20 protein-coding genes are annotated in these 18,230 nt (G+C 61.9%); 17 read left to right on the forward strand and 3 right to left on the reverse strand.

The window, feature by feature from the left end:
• Positions 1-4: 4 nt before the first annotated feature.
• The 4 genes from BSP239C_RS10645 (at position 5) to BSP239C_RS10660 (ending at position 3,499) form a co-directional block, all read left to right on the forward strand.
• Positions 5-1,174: a M20 family metallopeptidase gene (locus BSP239C_RS10645; protein WP_101572652.1), complete on the forward strand. Its 1,170-nt coding sequence runs from the start codon at positions 5-7 to the stop codon at positions 1,172-1,174.
• 22 nt (positions 1,175-1,196) lie between these two features.
• Positions 1,197-1,397, forward strand: coding sequence for a hypothetical protein (locus BSP239C_RS10650; RefSeq protein ID WP_101572654.1), 201 nt, complete (start codon positions 1,197-1,199; stop codon positions 1,395-1,397).
• Positions 1,394-2,836, forward strand: coding sequence for a sodium:solute symporter (locus BSP239C_RS10655; protein ID WP_101572656.1), 1,443 nt, complete (start codon positions 1,394-1,396; stop codon positions 2,834-2,836). Before BSP239C_RS10650 ends, BSP239C_RS10655 begins: the two co-directional genes overlap by 4 nt.
• Positions 2,837-3,142: 306 nt before the next feature.
• A complete protein-coding gene (locus BSP239C_RS10660; protein WP_226831670.1) occupies positions 3,143-3,499 on the forward strand; it encodes a nucleotidyl transferase AbiEii/AbiGii toxin family protein in 357 nt (118 codons plus the stop codon).
• Positions 3,500-3,562: 63 nt separating this feature from the next.
• Here BSP239C_RS10660 and BSP239C_RS10665 read toward each other — a convergent pair whose 3' ends face one another.
• Complete coding sequence (locus tag BSP239C_RS10665; protein ID WP_101572658.1) at positions 3,563-5,098, reverse strand: class I adenylate-forming enzyme family protein; 1,536 nt, start codon at positions 5,096-5,098, stop codon at positions 3,563-3,565.
• A 95-nt stretch (positions 5,099-5,193) separates the two neighbouring features.
• Here BSP239C_RS10665 and BSP239C_RS10670 point away from each other — a divergent pair, with 95 nt between their 5' ends.
• On the forward strand, positions 5,194-5,988 hold the full coding sequence (locus tag BSP239C_RS10670; protein ID WP_101572660.1) for an SDR family oxidoreductase: 795 nt from the start codon (positions 5,194-5,196) through the stop codon (positions 5,986-5,988).
• Positions 5,989-6,089: 101 nt separating this feature from the next.
• On the opposite strand, the gene BSP239C_RS10675 is transcribed toward BSP239C_RS10670, so the two are convergent.
• Positions 6,090-7,496, reverse strand: coding sequence for an MFS transporter (locus BSP239C_RS10675; protein WP_101572662.1), 1,407 nt, complete (start codon positions 7,494-7,496; stop codon positions 6,090-6,092).
• Positions 7,497-7,596: 100 nt separating this feature from the next.
• Entirely contained in the window at positions 7,597-8,556 is a 960-nt protein-coding gene (locus BSP239C_RS10680; RefSeq protein WP_101572664.1) for a phosphotriesterase, read from the reverse strand.
• Positions 8,557-8,759: 203 nt separating this feature from the next.
• Here BSP239C_RS10680 and BSP239C_RS10685 point away from each other — a divergent pair, with 203 nt between their 5' ends.
• The 12 genes from BSP239C_RS10685 to BSP239C_RS21365 all read left to right on the forward strand — a co-directional run bounded on the left by BSP239C_RS10685 (position 8,760) and on the right by BSP239C_RS21365 (position 18,203).
• Complete coding sequence (locus BSP239C_RS10685; RefSeq protein ID WP_101572666.1) at positions 8,760-9,239, forward strand: MaoC family dehydratase; 480 nt, start codon at positions 8,760-8,762, stop codon at positions 9,237-9,239.
• A 126-nt stretch (positions 9,240-9,365) separates the two neighbouring features.
• Complete coding sequence (locus BSP239C_RS10690) at positions 9,366-10,166, forward strand: SDR family oxidoreductase (protein WP_226831669.1); 801 nt, start codon at positions 9,366-9,368, stop codon at positions 10,164-10,166.
• A gap of 29 nt (positions 10,167-10,195) precedes the next feature.
• Positions 10,196-11,191, forward strand: a complete 996-nt coding sequence (locus BSP239C_RS10695) for an NADPH:quinone oxidoreductase family protein (RefSeq protein ID WP_101572668.1) — start codon at positions 10,196-10,198, stop codon at positions 11,189-11,191.
• Between the two features lie 67 nt (positions 11,192-11,258).
• The gene (locus BSP239C_RS10700; protein ID WP_101572670.1) at positions 11,259-12,482 is read left to right on the forward strand and encodes an acyl-CoA dehydrogenase family protein; all 1,224 of its coding nucleotides are present in this window, start codon (positions 11,259-11,261) and stop codon (positions 12,480-12,482) included.
• Positions 12,479-13,504, forward strand: coding sequence for a phosphotransferase family protein (locus BSP239C_RS10705; RefSeq protein WP_101572672.1), 1,026 nt, complete (start codon positions 12,479-12,481; stop codon positions 13,502-13,504). Before BSP239C_RS10700 ends, BSP239C_RS10705 begins: the two co-directional genes overlap by 4 nt.
• Before the next feature lie 52 nt (positions 13,505-13,556).
• On the forward strand, positions 13,557-14,243 hold the full coding sequence (locus BSP239C_RS10710; protein ID WP_101572674.1) for a TetR/AcrR family transcriptional regulator: 687 nt from the start codon (positions 13,557-13,559) through the stop codon (positions 14,241-14,243).
• 8 nt (positions 14,244-14,251) lie between these two features.
• The gene (locus tag BSP239C_RS10715; RefSeq protein WP_101572676.1) at positions 14,252-15,220 is read left to right on the forward strand and encodes an alpha/beta fold hydrolase; all 969 of its coding nucleotides are present in this window, start codon (positions 14,252-14,254) and stop codon (positions 15,218-15,220) included.
• Positions 15,221-15,382: 162 nt separating this feature from the next.
• Positions 15,383-16,468, forward strand: a complete 1,086-nt coding sequence (locus BSP239C_RS10720) for an ImmA/IrrE family metallo-endopeptidase (protein WP_101572678.1) — start codon at positions 15,383-15,385, stop codon at positions 16,466-16,468.
• Positions 16,469-16,479: 11 nt separating this feature from the next.
• Positions 16,480-16,971, forward strand: coding sequence for a hypothetical protein (locus BSP239C_RS10725; protein WP_101572680.1), 492 nt, complete (start codon positions 16,480-16,482; stop codon positions 16,969-16,971).
• 265 nt (positions 16,972-17,236) lie between these two features.
• Positions 17,237-17,731 (forward strand): alcohol dehydrogenase catalytic domain-containing protein, encoded by a 495-nt coding sequence (locus BSP239C_RS10735; RefSeq protein WP_101572682.1) that lies wholly within the window; start codon positions 17,237-17,239, stop codon positions 17,729-17,731.
• A gap of 9 nt (positions 17,732-17,740) precedes the next feature.
• Complete coding sequence (locus tag BSP239C_RS10740; RefSeq protein ID WP_101572684.1) at positions 17,741-18,082, forward strand: zinc-binding dehydrogenase; 342 nt, start codon at positions 17,741-17,743, stop codon at positions 18,080-18,082.
• Positions 18,075-18,203, forward strand: a complete 129-nt coding sequence (locus BSP239C_RS21365; protein ID WP_374701026.1) for a hypothetical protein — start codon at positions 18,075-18,077, stop codon at positions 18,201-18,203. The genes BSP239C_RS10740 and BSP239C_RS21365 overlap by 8 nt, the downstream gene beginning before the upstream one ends.
• The last annotated feature ends 27 nt before the right edge of the window (positions 18,204-18,230 follow it).

Consider the following 18,230-nt stretch of genomic DNA (forward strand, 5'->3'; position numbering starts at 1 on the left):
ATCGATGACGATCAAGAAAATATGCCGGCGCAACGTCGAGGCTGCGGAGGAAGCCCTTCTCGGGCTCAGCCACCGGATCCACGCCGATCCGGAGCTGGGGTTCGAGGAGTACCGGGCCTGCCGGCTGCTGAGCACCGAACTCGAACAGCGGGGATTCACCCTCGAACGCGGACTGGCTCAGATGCCCACGGCCTTCCGGGCCACTATCGGTGAGGGTCCGCTGGTCGTCGGCGTCTGCGTCGAATACGACGCCCTGCCGGGAATCGGCCATGCCTGCGGACACAACGTCATCGCAGCCGCCGGGATGACCGCGGCCTTCGGGCTGGCCCCGCTGGTCGATAAGCTGGGCATCAAGCTCGTCGTCTTCGGCACACCGGCCGAAGAGAACGGCGGGGGCAAGGTCGTCCTCCTCGAGGCCGGAGAGTTCGACGGGCTCGATCTGGCGATGATGGTCCATCCCTCGAACCGGGAGCAGTCCCGCTCGCACTGCCTGGCGATCGGCGATCTGCGGGTGCGCTTCATAGGCAAGAACGCCCATGCCTCGGCGGCCCCCTATGAGGGCATCAACGCCGGAGACGCGGTGACCGTGGCCCAGGTGGCCGTCGGTCTGCTGCGTCAGCAGCTGCATCCCGGCGACCAGGTCCACAGCATCGTCTCCCACGGCGGCGAGGCGGCCAACGTCATCCCCGCCGACACCGAACTGGTTTTCAACTTCCGGTCCCCGAAGCTCGAGACCCTCGACCGCCTCGAACAGCGCATCCGCGCCTGCGTCGCGGGAGCGGCGACGGCGACCGGCTGTACCTTCGAGGCGAGCAGCGAAGCTCCGGCCTATTCGGAATTCAACAACAACGACATCCTCTCCGACCTCTACCGGGCCAACGCCGAGGCGCTGGGCCGGACCTTCGACCACGAGGACGACATCTCACCGGTCGGCTCGACGGATATGGCCAACGTCTCGCGCATCGTTCCTGCGATCCACCCGATGCTCGACATCGACTGCGGAACAGCGGTCAACCACCAGCCCGAGTTCGCCCAGCACTGCATCAGCGAAGCCGCAGATCGTGCAGCGATCGAGGGCGGTCTGTCGATGGCTTGGACGATCATCGATGTCGCCACCGACGAGGCGACGCAGCGCAGCTTGAGAACGGACCGCGAGCATCTGCTCGCGGACTGACACGAACAAAGGAGTTCACCCCATGAAATATTGGCTCATCGGCTCGATCCCGTTCATCGGGGTCTTCCTCCTCACCTGGCTGCCGGCCATCAACGGCCCGCACGTGTGGTTCGGCATGCCGGCGATCTTCGTCTGGCTGACATTCTTCAGCACGATCCCGGTCACGGCAGTCCTCATCTACTTCGAGAAGACCCGCCGCGACCTCGGGGGTGACGACGAATGAGCACAACAGTCGTCGTCGGTCTCCTCGGCATGATCATCATCGCGGCCTTCGGTTTCATGGGGCGGCGCCGTCCGGTGAAGAACATCGAGGAATGGACCGTCGGCGGACGCAACTACGGCGTCCTCACCGCTTGGGTCCTCCAAGCGGGCGAAACCTTCACCACTTTCACCTTCCTCGGCACCGTCGGTCTCGTCGTCTCTATCGGCGCCTCGGCGTTCTACTCGATCCCCTATGTCCCCTTGGCCTATATCGCGATGTACTGGGTCGGTCCGAAGATCTGGCGCAAAGCGAAGGAGCTGGGCTACCTGACGCAGGCGGACTTCCTGCGCGGCAGCTACAACAGCCCCACCCTCGGCTGGCTGGCCGCTTTCTTCGGCATCCTCTTCCTCCTGCCCTATCTGCAGCTGCAGATCACTGGGCTGGGCATCGTCATCTCGGTCGCCACGGGCGGGGAAATCAACGAGAACTACGCGATCGTGATGGCCTTCGTCCTCGTCATCGGCTTCGTCCTGTGGTCGGGCATCCGCGGAGTCGCGCTCACGTCCTACCTCAAAGACCTGCTGATGATCGTCGTCGTCCTCGTCCTGACCTTCGTCGTGCCCTTCCACTTCCGTGGCGGCCTCGATTTCGGTGTGGAGGAGATTCTGGACTCCATGCCCGATCTGCTCTTCGTCCAGCACGGAGAGACTGGCGTCGCCTGGGTCATCTCGAGCATGGCCATCAGCATCATCGGTGTGATGTTCTACGCCCTGCCCCACACCTGGCCCGCTCTGATGTCCGGACGCAGTGAGAAGGTCGTGCGGCAGAACCTCATCTACCTGCCCATCTACAACATGCTCGCCTGTATCCCGATGCTGCTGGGCTACACCGCGATCCTCGCGTTCGGCCTCAGCCAGGATGGCGATCTGGCCATGCTGAAGATGGCAGCAGCCTCGCTGCCCGACTGGCTGACAGGCATCGTCCTCGTCGCCGCGGCATCGACGGCGATGGTTCCCGGAGCTGCGCTGCTCAACGCCATTGCGCCCTTGGCCGTGCAGAACGTGTTCATGATCAAGGGCGAGAAGAACAAGATCGCCTACAACCGGATCTTCGTCGTCGTCTTCGGCCTCGGTGCCCTCGTCCTCGCGCTGACGATGCCGAGCCTGCTGGGCATGATGCTCCTGCTGACCTACAGCGGTTCGACTCAGGTCGTCCCGGCGATCCTCGGAGCGGTGATTCCCCGGATCAAGCTGCACAAGGCGTCGGTCATCAGCGGTCTGTGCTCGGGGCTGTTCATCGTCCTGCTGTTCACCTTCTCACCGATCCACGGTCCGAACATCAACGAGGGAATCAGCGGTCTGGCCGTCAACATCGTCGTGCTGGCCGTCGTTGAGTTCGCCATTCGAGCGAACCGGCCGCGGCCCTCTGTGATGCCTGAACCAGCTGAAGAAGTTGTCTGAACTCGCTTCCTTCACCACACAGCATCGGGTATCTTCTCACGGATGAGAGTGGCGGGGTCATCGCGTAGCCGCCGACGTGTTTTCGGAGCGCCTGCTGTCAGCAGCGCGGACATGGCAGCGGGGAGCTCAGTCGTACCGATGTACGGTTGTCTCTCCTCTGCCGCGGCACGTTCTGCCCTCGGCATCTGTCACTGAACGAGCGTCTTGGAAAGAGCTGAGCCGGTCATGGCGATCCGCCAGACTTGCTGGATGTGTTCCTGATATTGAGTGCTCGCACGCCGAGCTTGAGATTTTCCTGCGAGAGATATGCTGCGGCCAGTTGAGTTGATCGACCTGGAGTACCAGATTGCGCAGAAGATCCACGCCTTGACAGACCCTGACTACTCCCGCGCCCATGACCTGGTGGATCTGCAGCTGCTGTGGGCTGCTGGTCCTGATCTGGTCTCCGTGCGCGAGTTCTGTGTGCGCACATTCGGCTTACGTCGCGCGCAGGAGTGGCCTCCGCTGCCGTTACGCCCGATGGACGGCTGGGCGCCTGCATATCAGCTTTCCCGCGAAGAGACAGAGGTCGATGGTGACTCGCTGGTGCTGGCAGATATAGATTCGGCGAGAGAATGGTTCAAGCAGATGATCAAGTCCGTCAATGCAGCTGCAACGACGTGAAAGCACGAATACCTTCGGTGATTGTCACCTGGCCTTGCGGCTTTGCTGTCTCGGCGCCCGCAATCAAGTCGCCTTCGTGTACATCTTCACGATCTCCCGCTTGAGGATCTTGCCGCTGGGTCCCTTCGGCAGCTCCTCTACGAACTCGATGATCCGCGGGATCTTGTAGGCGGCCAGATTCTCTCGGGCGAACCTCTCCACCTCTGCCGCGTCAAGGTGGGCGCCGGGGGACAGGGCGATGACTGCGGTGACCTGTTGACCGTACTTCTCATCGGGGGTCCCGACCACGCTGGCCTGAGCGACTCCGGGGATCTCGTAGAGGACCTCTTCGACTTCGCGTGGGTAGATGTTGTACCCGCCGTGGATGATGAGATCTTTAATCCGATCGACGATGAAGAGGTACCCATCGTCATCCAACTGGCCGAGATCTCCGGTGCGGAACCACCCCTCGGCATCGAGCACCTCGGCGGTGGCTTCCGGTTTCTTCCAATAGCCGAGCATGACTGCGGGGCCGCGCAAGACCACTTCGCCGACCTCACCGGCAGGAAGCGGTTCGCCTTCGAAGTCGATGACCTTCACCTCGAACCCAGGAGTGGGGAGGCCGACGCTTCCGACCTTCCTCGTCCCGAACAGCGGGTTGAACGTTCCCAGACCGGCCGTCTCCGTCAGCCCATAACCTTCGGCAACAGGGGCAGAGAAGCGCGCTTCGAGCTTGCGGATCACCTCTCCGGCGATCGCGGCTCCGCCCGAGCTCACGAGACGCAGATGCGGGGTGTCACCAGCGGCCGCATTCGTGAGCACCGACATCCACATGGTGGGTACACCCGAGATGATCGAGACCTCGTCCTCGGCAAGCGCATTGACAAAGGCCTGCGGATCCCACCTGGGGAAGAGAGTGAGGGGAGCGCCAGCACTCAGCGCAGGCAGAGCCATATCGGCAAGTCCGAAGACATGGAACAGCGGCAGGCCAGTTGCGGACCGGTCATCCGGGGAGGTCTGTGTCATCTCCTTGACGATGTCGGTGGTGGCGATGAAGTTGCCCAGCGACAGCATTGCACCTTTTGGTTTGCCGGTGGTGCCCGAGGTGTAGAGCAGCGCGGCCAAGTCATTCCACTCGAACTGTGCACGATCGAAGTCGGCAGCTCCGTCGTCTCCCAACTCCAGGATCGGCCCTTCATTGCCGACCAGCCGCAGTGTGGCGAAGTCGACGCCCTGCTCACCTGCAGCGAGTTTCCCCGCCTCGGCCATGGCCGGATGAGCCACGAGGTGGCGTGCGTCCGAGTCCTTGAGGATGTAGACGAGCTCTCTGGCCGTCGAGAGCGGATTGACGGCCACGACCGCCAGCCCGGCAGCATGCGCGCCGAGGAACTCAATGAGGAACTCCGGGCATGACGGAGCGATGAGCACCGTCCGATCGCCTGGGCGAAGTCCTGTCGAACGGTAGCGATCGCGAGCCGCGCCGATTTCGCCGAGGAAGCGCAGCTGAGTCAGCGAGACCCGCTCCGGGCCAGGGGGAGTGCGCACTGCAATGGAGTCGGGGATCGTCTGTGCCCAGGGGGTGAGCAGATCGATGATTGACGTGCGCAGGGTCGCGTCCATGAGACTCCTTTACTTGAAACTGAGTGCAGGTTCAACTATAGATGGATGTGGCCTGTCACACAATGAGGTGAGGTCACTTCGCAGAGAGGGAGACGATGGAGCTCAAAGGACGAAACGCAGTAGTCACCGGTGCAGCCGGAGGGATCGGTGCCGCAGTCGCGGTGGCCCTGCACGAGCGTGGGGCGCGAGTGCTGCTCGCCGACCTCGACGAATCCGTTGCCGATACCGCGGCCACGCTGGGCCAGCGCTATTGGGTGGGGGATGTGTCCTCTGCCGGCGGCGTGGCTGAGCTGGTGAGCACCGCCGAGCGTGAACTGGGTCAGTTTGATCTCTACTTCGCCAACGCCGGGATCACCGGTGTCACCGGCCTGGGCGGCGACGGTGACTGGGATCGGATCCTCGACGTCAACCTGCGCGCCCACATCCGGGCAGCCGAATTGCTTGTGCCCAAGTGGACGGCCCGTGGGGAAGGATATTTCGTCGCCACCGCCTCGGCGGCGGGATTGCTCACTCAGATCGGATCGGCCGGATACTCGGTGACCAAGCACGCAGCCCTTGCCTTCGCAGAATGGCTGTCCGTGACCTATGGCGACGAGGGGCTGCGCGTGTCCGTGCTCGCCCCCATGGGTGTGAACACGAAGATCCTGTGGGGCGAGGATCCAGGGGACGTCACCGGCACAGCCCTGACCGGACAGCGAGCAGTCGCCGAGGCGGGCAATGTCCTTGAGCCCGCCGAGGTGGCCACGACCGTGATGGCCGCCATCGAAGCCGAGAACTTCCTCATCCTGCCCCACCCCGAGGTCCTCGACATGTACCGCATGAAGGGATCGGACTACGATCGCTGGATCCGCGGCATGCGCCGCTACCAGGCGAAGCTGCGGGATGCGTGATCGCGTGATCCGATGGCGACGCGTGATCGTTTCACGTGGTGCGTGAGTAAGGGCAGAGCGAACGGAGCGGCAGGGATGACCCTGCCGCTCTGTAGTGAGGACTAGCTGTTGACCGCCTCGGCGATGGTGGAATTGTCCACTCGCAGATGCTCGCCGGGAACGGCAGTCGGGGACTGCCTGACCGACCTCGGATTGGTCTCCTTCAGGGCGATGGCGCACCCGACCGTGATGACCGCCATGGCGCACACGAACAGGGTGATGCCCAGCGTGGAGCCATCCATTTCGGAGATCAGCCACGTCATCACGATGGGTGTTGAGCCCGACACGATGATCGCGTTGAGCTGATAGGCCAGCGACACCGAGGAGAAGCGGATCTGCGGTGCGAACAGCTCACCGAAATACGAGGCGACCGGAGCATAGACGAGCGACTGGAAGACGGCGGCAACGCTGACTGCAATCGTGAACATGGCCATGTTCGCTGCGTTGATGAGCGCGAAGTAGGGAAATGCCCAGATCAGAATCCCGACTCCGCCGATGATGATGACCGGTCGGCGTCCGATCCTGTCGGCGAGCTTGCCGCCGAGCAGGGTCACCGGGATCGCGACGACGGTGGAGAGCATGGCTGCAATGAGCATGCTGTTGTAATCCATGCCGAGGTACGTCGTGCCGTAGGACAGGGCGCCGGCGATCGTGATGTAGAAGACGCAGTTCGTGGCCGACAGGGTGCCGGAGGCGAGCAGGATGGTCTTCCAATGCGACTTCACTGCCTGCCACAGCGGTGCACGCACGACGGCAGGTTTGTCCGCCGAGACTTCTTGTTTGAGCGCTTCGAACTCTGGGGAGTCTTCGATCTTGAGCTGGATGTACATGACAACCGGCACGAGGAGCGCTGTGGCCCAGAACGGGACCCGCCAGCCCCACGAGATGAAGGCTTCATGGCTGATGGACGTGGAGACGATGACGAAGACGAGATTGCCCAGCAAGGCTCCGCAGGGGACGCCGACCTGCATGAACGAGCCTGAGAATGCACGATGTTTGGGTCCGGCTGATTCGCTGAGCAGGAGCGCAAGGCCACCCCACTGTGCCCCACAGGCGATGCCCTGGAGGAACCGGCACGTCACCAGCAGGATCGGTGCGATGAGGCCGATGCTCCCGGTCGAGGGCAGACACCCGATGGCGAACGTGAAGATCGCCATTCCCAGCAGAGAGATGACGACCATGGGTTTGCGGCCGAGCTTGTCGCCGTAGTTTCCGGCGAGCAGACCGCCGAGCGGGCGGGCGATGAAACCTGTGGCAAAGGTTGAGAACGACAGGAGTACGCCGTTGATGCCTTCCGCATCGGGAAAGAACACGTGTGGGAAGACGAGGGCGGCGGCGGTGCCGTAGAGGAAGAAGTCGTACCACTCGATCGATGAGCCGATGAGGCCGGCCGCGCGGAGGCGTCCGTGCTTTCCGGCGTGGGTCTTGGGGCTGCTGCGATCCAGGCTGGTGGTGGAGTTCGGGGGCATACGGAGTCCTTTGTTCGGTGAAAACTGCTCCATGGGGTGCTGCGTGGCTGGGTCGAGCTGTCACTCGAAGTAATGGGGTGTCACTCGAAGTAGTGGGGTGTCACTCGAAGTAGTGGCGCGGATTCTTCACCAGCATCGTGTCGATGTCGTCCTCGCTGACACCGCGTTCCAGCAGGGTGGGAATGACCTCGTCCGAAATGTGACGGAAATGCCAGTTGGGCTGGATTTCCATCTTCTCCTCGTGCGAGAAGTAGTCGATGTAACAGGAGGCGTCGTGGGCCAGAGTGATCTTCTCGGCATAGCCGCGGCGGACGAGTTCGACGATCGTGTCGATGCGCTTCTGTGTCGGCAGATAGACGTCGAGACCGAAGCGGTCCATGCCCAGAAACGAACCGTTGTCGGCGATCTTCATCAGATAGTCGAGATCCGTCGAATCTCCTGAGTGCCCGATGACGACCTTGTTCAGATCCGCGCCTTCCTCTTTGAGCACCCGCTGCGCGACGAGCCCGGATTCAGTGTGCGGATTCGTGTGCACGGTGATCGGGGCGCCCGTCTGCGCACTCGCCTGACCGACCGCGCGCATGGTCCGTTCTACCCCGGTGGTCAGTCCCTGCTCCTCGATGGCGCATTTGAGGAATGCCGCCTTGACCCCGGTGTCTGCGATTCCGTCCTCGATGTCACCGACGAACAGGCGAACGAGGGGCTCGGGCTCATCGATGAGGAGGCCGGGCCCGCGGACGTCGAACTGGTGCGGCAGATCGGTGTAGGTGTAGAGGCCGGTGGCCACGACAATGTTGAGATCGGTCTGCGCGGCGACCTTCTGCACGCGTGGAATGTAGCGGCCCAGCCCCACGACGGTGGGGTCGAAGATCGTGTCGATTCCTGACGTCTTGAGGTCGTTGAGCTTGGCCACAGCGTCGGCGACCTTCGCCTCCTCATCCCAGTCCGAGTCGTAGTTCTGCCGCATCTCCTCGCTGACGATGAAGATGTGTTCGTGGACCAGAGTCTTGCCGAGGCTGCTGCTGTCGACGGCGCCGGTGACGGTCTGAACTTCTGCCATAGGTGCTGCTCCTTTGCATACGTGGCTTCGCCATGTGAGGCGTGCCGGTGCCACTTGAAGTGACGACGCTCACATGGTTAGTCTTACGTTATCGAATATGACGTCAATTTCAAGTACGGCATCAAGTACGGCATCAAGCACGACTTCAAGTTCCGACATTCTGCGCTCGCCCTCACTGCGTCGCGCCCATCGAAAGGCAGACAATGACAACTCCCATCCGCCCCACCTCGATCTCCGACCTCGAAGTGCTCGTTGGCCAAGAGCTCGGCCCGACCAGCTGGCATGTGCTGGTCCAGGACGACATCAATTCTTTTGCTGACCTGACGAATGATCATCAGTGGATCCATGTCGATGAGGAGCGCGCGGCGGCGGGGCCCTTCGGTGGAACGATCGGTCACGGCCTGTTCACGCTCTCGCTGGGGCCGGCCTTCATGGAGGAGCTGATGGCCTTCGACGGCTTCGCCCACAGCCTCAACTACGGATACGGGAAGGTCCGATTCCCGAATCCTCGTCCCGTGGGCTCGCGTGTGCGCATGCGTGCCACCGTCACCGAGGTGGAGCGACGTAAGACCGGCTCCGCGCAGATCACGACGACTCAGGTCTTCGAGGCTGAAGGCATCGAAAAGCCAGTCTGCGTGGCCGAATCGATCGGATTCTTCACTGAGCACGGCGCTGAGGTCTGAGAGTCGAGGCATCGAGCGACGGGACGTCAGACTATTGAAGTTGAGGTCAAGTTCAACTATGGTCGGGACATACTCACAGACGAGAGCGACGGGCCCGAACCGTCCACCCCGAACGAAGGATTCCGAATGATGACGTCACCCGCCATGAACATGTCAACACTGTTCAACCTGGAAGGACGCTGCGCACTCATCACCGGCGGTTCACGCGGCATCGGCCGAATGATCGCCGAAGGCTTCGTCCAACTCGGCGTGCGCGTCTACATCACGGCCCGCAAAGCAGAGGAATGCGACGCAGCGGCCGCCGAAATGTCTGAGCAGGGAACCTGCACCTCGATCCCCGGCGACATCTCAACGACGGAGGGACTCGCATCCGTCGTCTCCCGACTCCGCGAGCATGAGTCGACGCTGGACATCCTTGTCAACAACGCCGGAGCTGCCTGGGGTGCACCCTTCGACGAGTTCCCGGAAGACGGCTGGGACAAGGTCATGGACCTCAACCTCAAGGCATTGTTCTTCCTCACCCAGCAACTCGCCCCCGAACTGCGCGCCGCCGCTGCCAGCGGTGACCACCTCGCCAAGGTCATCAACGTCGCTTCCATCGACGGCATCCGAACGAACCCCAACGAAACGTACAGCTACCACGCCAGCAAGGCCGGGGTCATCCACCTGACCAAGCGCCTGGCCGCGCAGCTGGCACCAGAAGGCGTGATCGTCAGCGCAATCGCACCCGGAGCATTCCCCTCACGGATGAACAAAGTGGCCCGCGACCACGGAGACGAATTGCAGCAGCGCATCCCCGCCGGGCGCATCGGCGGGCCAGAAGACATGGCCGGAGTCGCGACCTATCTTGCCTCACGCGCCGGTGACTACGTCGTCGGCGATACGATCGTCGTCGATGGCGGCGTCGTCGCATCGGCTGGACTCTAGGACAAACCGAACAAGGAAGACACAACATTATGAAGGCAGTACAGCTGAACGCCACCGACGGGCCAAGCTCCCTCGCGCTCGCAGACGTCGACGCACCCACAGCCGAACGCGGCACAATCCTCATCGACGTCGCCTATGCAGGCGTGACATTCCCCGAACTGCTGCAGTCTCGCGGGCAATATCAGATGCAGCCGCCCCTTCCCTACACAATGGGGTCCGAGGTCGCTGGAACGATCCGCGAACTGGGGGAGGGGGTCACAGGCTTCTCTGTGGGTGACCGTGTCCTCGGCGTTGCCGGCACCGGAGCCTATGCCGAGGTCATGGCCGTTCCTGCCGCCAGCGTCCTGCCTCTGCCGGAGTCGGTGTCTCTGCAATCGGGCGCGGGGATGCCGATGAACCTGCTGACCGCGGACTTCGCGCTGCGCGTGCGAGGAAAAATCGAAGCAGGACAGAGCGTCCTCATCCACGGAGCTGCCGGGGGACTCGGCAGCGCCCTCGTCCAGGTCGCACTCGCCTCCGGTGCCGAAGTCGTCGCAGTCGTCTCCACTCAGGAGAAGGCGGACACGGTGGCCAACCTCGGCGCACAACATGTGGTCTTCGCCGACGGATTCAAAGACGCAGTCAAGGAGATCTTCCCCCGCGGAGTCGACCTGGTCGCAGACCCGGTGGGAGGGGACCGCTTCACGGATTCCCTGCGCTGCCTCTCGACCTTCGGCACGCTCCTGGTCCTCGGCTTCACCGCGGGCCAGATTCCGGAAGTGAAGGTCAACCGACTGCTGCTGGGCAACATCTCCGTGGCGGGCGTGGGCTGGGGAGCCGCTTTGGCCGGACGGCCTGAGATGGTGGCTCAGCAGTGGGAAACCCTCTGGCCCCACCTGTCTGCCGGAGACCTCAACCCTGCAACCCACACCGTCCTTCCCCTGGCGCGGGCCAGTGAAGCACTGGAGATCATCGACTCCCGCTCGGTTCGAGGCAAAGTGCTCCTCGAAGTCGGCGGCGACGCCAACGAGAATGCCACCCACTGACTCTGACAACGCGGCTGTACCGAAGAATTTCGCTCTACCTAAGTGAATTGACCAGAAAGCAGGAACCATGGACTTCGCACCAGATGAGACCACCCTCGACTACCAGGCCAGACTCAACGCATTCATGGACGAATACGTCTACCCTGCAGAGTCCGTCTATCACCGCCAGCGCGCCGAGTCCGGTGACCCGAACTTCCACCCGCCGGTCCTCGAAGACCTCAAGGCCGAGGCGAAGAAGCAGGGACTGTGGAACCTGTTCCTGCCTTACGAAGGGTGGGGTGCGGGACTGACGAACCTGCAGTACGCGCACCTCGCGGAGATCACAGGACGCAGCCCAGAGATCGCCCCGGAGGCCATCAACTGCAACGCACCGGACACGGGGAACATGGAAGTACTTGCCCTGTTCGGCACCGATGAGCACAAGGAGAAGTGGCTCAAGCCTCTGCTGGCCGGCGAGATCGCCTCCGCGTTCTGCATGACAGAACCCGAGGTGGCCAGCTCCGATGCGACGAACATCGAAATGAGCATCACCGCCGACGGGGATGACTACGTCCTCAACGGTCGGAAATGGTTCGCTTCGAATGCATTGCACGCCAACTGCCAGGTCTTCATCGTCATGGGCAAGACCGACCCGAACGCGGAGACCCACCGACAGCAGTCCATGCTCGTCGTACCGAAGGACACCCCCGGCATCACCATTGTTCGCGGGCTGCCGGTGTTCGGGTACATGGACAGGGAAGGCCATGCAGAGATCCTGTTCGAGGATGTGCGCGTGCCCAAGACCGCGCTGCTCTCCGGTGAAGGGGATGGGTTTGCCATCAGCCAGGCCCGACTGGGGCCGGGCCGCATCCACCACTGCATGCGCACGATCGGCATGGCAGAACGATCCCTCGAACTGATGATCGACCGTGCCCAGCAGCGAGTCACCTTCGGACAGCCGGTGGCCGACCGCGCCAACATCCAGGACTGGATCGCCGAGGCGCGCATCGAGATCGAAGCCACCCGTCTCCTCGTGCTCAAGGCGGCATGGATGATGGACACCGTGGGCAACCGGGAAGCGGCAACGGAGATCGCAGCCATCAAGGTCAAGGCCCCAGAGATGGCCCTGACCATCATCGACCGGGCCATCCAGGTTCACGGCGGCGGCGGAGTCACGGATGACTTTCCGCTGGCCGGCTTCTATGCACACCTGCGTACGCTGCGCCTGGCCGACGGACCCGACGAGGTACATAAGCGTTCGATCGCCCGCCGCGAACTGCGCCGCCGGAAGACCGCTCGGGAGGCCGGATGAGTATCGAACTCAACCTGAAAGCTCTCGCAGTCTGGATGCAGGCTGCGGGGGAGGCCGTCGTCGGTGAACTCACGGGGATCCGAGTCGGCCAAGGCCAGTCAAACCTCACGTACCGCATCGATGACGAGGCCGGACATGCGTGGATCGCACGCCGGCCCCCGCTGGGCAGACTGTTGGCCTCGGCTCACGACGTTGCCCGCGAATATCAGATCATGTCGGCGCTGCAGGAATCAGGAGTTCCCGTTCCGACCACGATCGGTGTGTGCACGGACCCCACCGTCGCTGACGTTCCCGTCTTCGTCATGGCCCACGTGGAGGGGATCGTCGTCGATGATGAGGAGACCGCACACTCACTGACCCCAGACGTGCGGCGGCGGCTCGGCCTCGACCTCGCACGGACATTGGCCAAGATCCACGCGGTCGACATCGATGCCGCGGGACTGGGAGACCTGGCCTCCCGGAAGCCCTATGCGCCGAGACAGCTCAAACGGTGGAGTCGGCAACTTGAGGAAAGCCGAACCCAGGACCGGCCCGACCTCGACGCCCTGACTGACCTGCTCCGCGACACCATCCCGGACTCGGATGAGATCGCCCTGGTCCACGGCGACTTCCACATCCGCAACGTCATCATCGACGAGAGCACGGGAGGCATCCGAGCGGTCCTGGACTGGGAGCTCTCGACCCTGGGCGATCCGCTGGCCGATATGGGCAGCGCGCTCGCATATTGGACGCAGGCCGGTGAAATGCCGGACGGAATGTTCGCCGCCTCAGCCCTGGACGGCTTCCCGACCCGGGCAGAGATAGCTGCAGAATATCTGCGTGCCTCCGGACGCGACGGGCAGGCGTTGGCATTCTGGCATGTGCTGGGAGTGTGGAAGGTCGCCATCATCGCCGAGGGAGTCTACCGCCGGGTCCTCGACAACCCTGAGAACGCCGCCGGAACCACCCTCACCCCGGAGAACATCCAAGCCATGATCGATCACGGGTGGGACATCGCCAGAGTGAACGGGTTGGCGCCATGACTCTGCTGCGGCCCGCAGCCGCAATGTCGACGGATTGTATGATGGGCTGACCATGACGAAGACCGAAGAACAGGGTGAAGATCTCCCTGCGCTGGTGGACCCCACGCTGGCGCGTGATCTCCCGTCCACTCCTCGAGGCATCCGCACACGCGCGTCCCTGGTGGCCGCTGCCCGCACCGTGTTCGAACGCGATGGGTTCATCGATTCGCGACTGACGGACATCACGAAGGAGGCCCAGTGCTCCACAGGTACCTTCTACACGTACTTCGACAGCAAAGAAGAGGCTCTGGCTGCCGTTCTGCATGAGGCTCAAGAGGATATGCTCCACCCCGGCCCGCCGCAGGGGCACCACAAGGATCGCAGCGTCGTCGAGTCGCTCGAAGCGGGCAACCGTGCCTATGTCGAGGCGTATAAGCGCAACGCCAAACTGATGCTCCTGCTCGAGCAGGTGGCCGCGGTCGACCCGAAGTTCAGGCGCCTGCGACTCGACCGTGGACGAGCCTTCGCCCAACGGAACTGCAGGTGGATCAAGAAGCTCCAAGACGAGGGTTTTGCCGATCCGAGCCTTGACCCGGTTATGTCGGCAAGCGCATTGTCGCTGATGGTCGGGCGCATGGCCTATTTCAAATACGCATTGGAAGAACCGGACTGGGGCACCGATGACCTTCTCGTGGAGACTGCAACGAAGCTGTGGGTCAACGCGCTGGGCATCCCTGTCGACGGGTCCCGCCGAACCTAGGAGTTTCCATGGCATCGTCAACGACATCCGAACCATCACCTGATCGGAGTACTGGCGCTCCTTTCGACAACGCGTCGGTGGCGGCCCGACTGGCAGAACTGCCGGCGCTTGCTGAGGCAAAAGCGCTGACGGTGACCACGTCGAGTGGACAGCTCTCGGGATTCCAGGCGATACCGGCTCATCCTGATCCGCAGCTCGGCGATGCGCTGCTGCTCCACGGGTGGCCCGAATTCTCCTCGTGCTGGGAGAAAACAGCCGCGCTGCTCCTGGAACAGGGGATGAGCGTGTTCGCCTATGACCAGCGAGGATACTCTCCTGGAGCGCGTCCCGACTCCGTCGATGAGTACACAATGCCGCACTTGGTCGCGGACCTCGATGAGATCTCACGCGCTATGAGGCTTGACCGCTTTCACCTCGTCGGCCACGACTGGGGTGGGATGGTCGCCTGGCATTACGCGGCCAACCATCCGGAGCGTCTGCTGACGAGCACCGTTGTCTCGACCCCGCACCCGATCGCCCACGCCAAGCAGGTGCAGGCGGACCCGGACCAGTACGAGCGCATGGAATACATGCGTTCGATCCAGGACCATCCCGACGGAGTTGCACGAGCTCTGCTGCGCAACGACGGCGAGCGTCTCATCGCCCTCTACGACGGTGACGTACCTGATGACATGGCGGCCTCCTACGCAGCGCGCTTGAGCGAGCCTGGAGCAATGGACTCGGTGCTGAAGTACTACCAGGCGGCGGACGGTCGAGCTCGATTGTCGAGCACCCCAGTCACCGTGCCCACGACCTTCGTGTGGGGCAGTGAAGATATCGCCTTCCCTCGTGCCACTGCGGACCTGACCGCCGAGTATGTCGAAGGCCCCTACCGATTCGTCCCCCTTGAGGGCGCTTCGCATTGGCTGCCCGAGTCTCGCGCGGAAGAGATCGCACGGGCGGTTCTTGAGCGGGTTCGGGAACACCTCGGGGAGTAGCTGTTTGCTGGGGCGGCCGTTCAAGCGGCAGGCAATCCAGGTGCTTGGTGGTAAGAGCGCAGTAGTTACGTCGCCAACCAGTATTGCGCCTACGCGAGTGGCGACATGTGGAGTCCGGAAATACAATTGGGAATTTCCCAAGTTACGGTCTAGAATTGGCCTATGAGTACCATCGGAGACAGGGTCATTGCAGTCATGCGGAAACGTGGTATGGCTCAAAAGACGCTGGCCGAACATACTCAGATGACACCCGACGCGATGTCGCGAGCGCTTCGTGGGCAGAGAGGTTTTGCCGCAGTCGAGCTTGCAGACATTGCGCGGGCTCTCGATGAAGATGTGTATTACTTGATCACGGGCGAGCTCGATCCGTCTCAGCTTGCCTTTGCTGCTCGCCACAGATTCGACCATGAGACAAAAACACGCTCAGTCGACGGTCTTGAAGAAGACAGAGAAGTCCTGACTAAGATTCAGACTGCCTTCAACCTGGCCGGGGAGCTTAGCGCAACCCCGAAATTGCCTGCGGATCCAGCGGAGTTCCGGGAGATTCTCGGCCCAGGATTCGTCGAACGATTTGCAGATAAGCTCGAAGTGCTCGGCGTGGATGTTGTCGTTCTATCGGAGCTGACTACTGCATACTCTTTCACCGTCACCGGCCGAAAGATCATTGCCGTCAATGGTTCAGGCAATTGGTTCAATGAGAATTGGTCGATCGCCCACGAGCTTGCACATCATGCTCTTGGTCATGAAGACGTTCGTCCTTGTAGCGATAACGTCGATGTGTGTGAAGCGGAGGCTAATAACTTTGCCGCTCAATTGCTCCTCCCGGAAGAGTCAATGCGCGCATTCGATTGGCAGTCGACACTGTGCAACGACTTGGCTGACTTTCTATGGGAGTCGGGAGTGTCAACGGCGACGGTGAAAGCTCGGTTGAACAAGCTTGGCATCGTTCCATCGCATGAGATTTCGACAGCGCTCGAACTCAAGACTCAGGGCGTCCTGCGGAAGTATTGGGGCAATAGTCGACACGTACAGGGCCCGGACAAAATCACTGACCGAATGGCTCGCGCGAGTGTGCGCTGCTTTCCCACATGGTTGCGATCCGCTCACCTGCAGCGGATCGAATCCGGCAAGCTGAACAAGAGCTATCTTGCTTGGATGCTTGGTACTAATGAGGCGGAACTCGAGGTCCCCAACCCAGCTCCTATGACTCCCATTGAGGGCGATGAGTTGCTATCGCTTCTTAGATAAGGCTGCTGGATGTGGATTTAAAACCCCTGTTCTTCTTCCATGACACCAACGTCCTCATCAACTTTAGTCTTTGCAATGAGATGGACTGTCTGAAGGAAATCCTGCAGGGTAGAGGCACCTGGACAGCAACTATCCGGCGTGAGTGCGATGGTCGTGGACCGTCGAATTATGGGCTATCGGATCTTGGCTACGCGGCTGAGCTTGTGCTCGGCGAACCGGTCTTTCCCAGCGACGACGAGCATGTGCAGATTCGCCGGCTGCGGTGGGAGATGGCATTCGCAGAGGCGCTCGACGTAGATCTCGCTGAACAGAATATGAAGAATGGCGACGACAAGCACCTAGGCGAGGCTGAAACTATCACCATTATCCAGCGTCGCATGCTCAAGGCGATCTTTGTAACAGATGACTTCAAGGCCAGACCGTTTGCGGAGGGAATCAAGTGTATCGACACTTGGTCATTGGTCATTGGTGAGTGTCGGTCTGAGACTCGGAATTTTGAATGAGGAGCGGGTTCGGACGATGCGTGAGAGGCTCATGAGTTTCAATAGGATCTCCCGTAATCACCGCAGAGAGATCTTCGACGCGGTGAAATTTGAAGAATGGCTTGCAGGATAGATCTACGGTTCGTAGCTCTTCAATGGGAAGATGATTCACACGACATACATACCGGGCGCCGTCCCTAGGGCTCGCCGGAACTGGCAAGTGAGATGAGACTGGTCATGGACGCCCACCTATGCGGCCGCCTCGGCGACGTTGAACGGTGGAGAGATGAATAAAATGCACGCGGTAGTTCAGAACGAATTCGGCGGGCCGGAAATCCTCACTCTGATCCACGACGCACCGATCCCCGACCCCATCCCCACCGAGGTCCAGGTGCGTGTCAGTCATGTGGGAGTCAACCCGGTCGACGGCAAGACTCGTGGCGGAGCTTCAGTAGCAAAGCTCATGGGCACATTCCCCATCACCGTCGGATGGGATATCGCCGGCGAGGTCACCGCCCTGGGCAACGGGGTGAATCGTTTCGCTGTCGGTGACCGTGTCTTCGGGATGCCCCGTTTTCCGTACCCGGCCAACACGTATGCCGAATTCGTGACCTCACCGTCTCGCCACCTTGTGCGCATTCCCGATTCTCTGGATTTCGCGACTGCTGCGTCGATCCCTCTGCCTGCCACGACGGCATACCAGATCGTGCACGAAGCCGCTGATGTGCGCAGCGGGCAGAGCGTGCTCGTCCTCGGCGGTGGCGGCACCGTCGGTAACTAAGTCGTGCAGATGGCGAAGAAGCTGGGCGCGACTGTCATCGGTCACGCAACGGGAGAGAAGCTGAAACATCTCGAGTCTCTCGGTGTGGCCCGGGCGATCGACTATGCGAGCGAGGAATTTGACGACCCCAACCTCGGCGGCGGAGGACTCAGTGATGTCGACATCTTTATTGACCTCAGCGGGGGAGAGTTCGCTCTCCGCGCAGTTGCACTGACCAAACCCGACGGGATCGTCGTCGGAGCACCCTTGGGGCTGCAACAGGGCCTCGACGCGGCTGCCGCACAGGCAGGGTGTCCGCTGGACGAACGTCATCGTCGAACCGGACCATGTTGCGCTCGAATACGTGGCTGAGCTCATCGAAAACGGGGAGCTTCATGTGCCTGCTCCGGCCACGGCCCCGCTCGAGGACGTTGTGCAGGTTCATCGGCAAATGGACGACGGCCACCTATCTAAGACAGTGCTGACTATATGACTGCTTGACGGTCACACCTCCACGGTT

This window comes from Brevibacterium sp. 239c (assembly GCF_900169365.1).
Classification (GTDB): Bacteria; Actinomycetota; Actinomycetes; order Actinomycetales; family Brevibacteriaceae; genus Brevibacterium.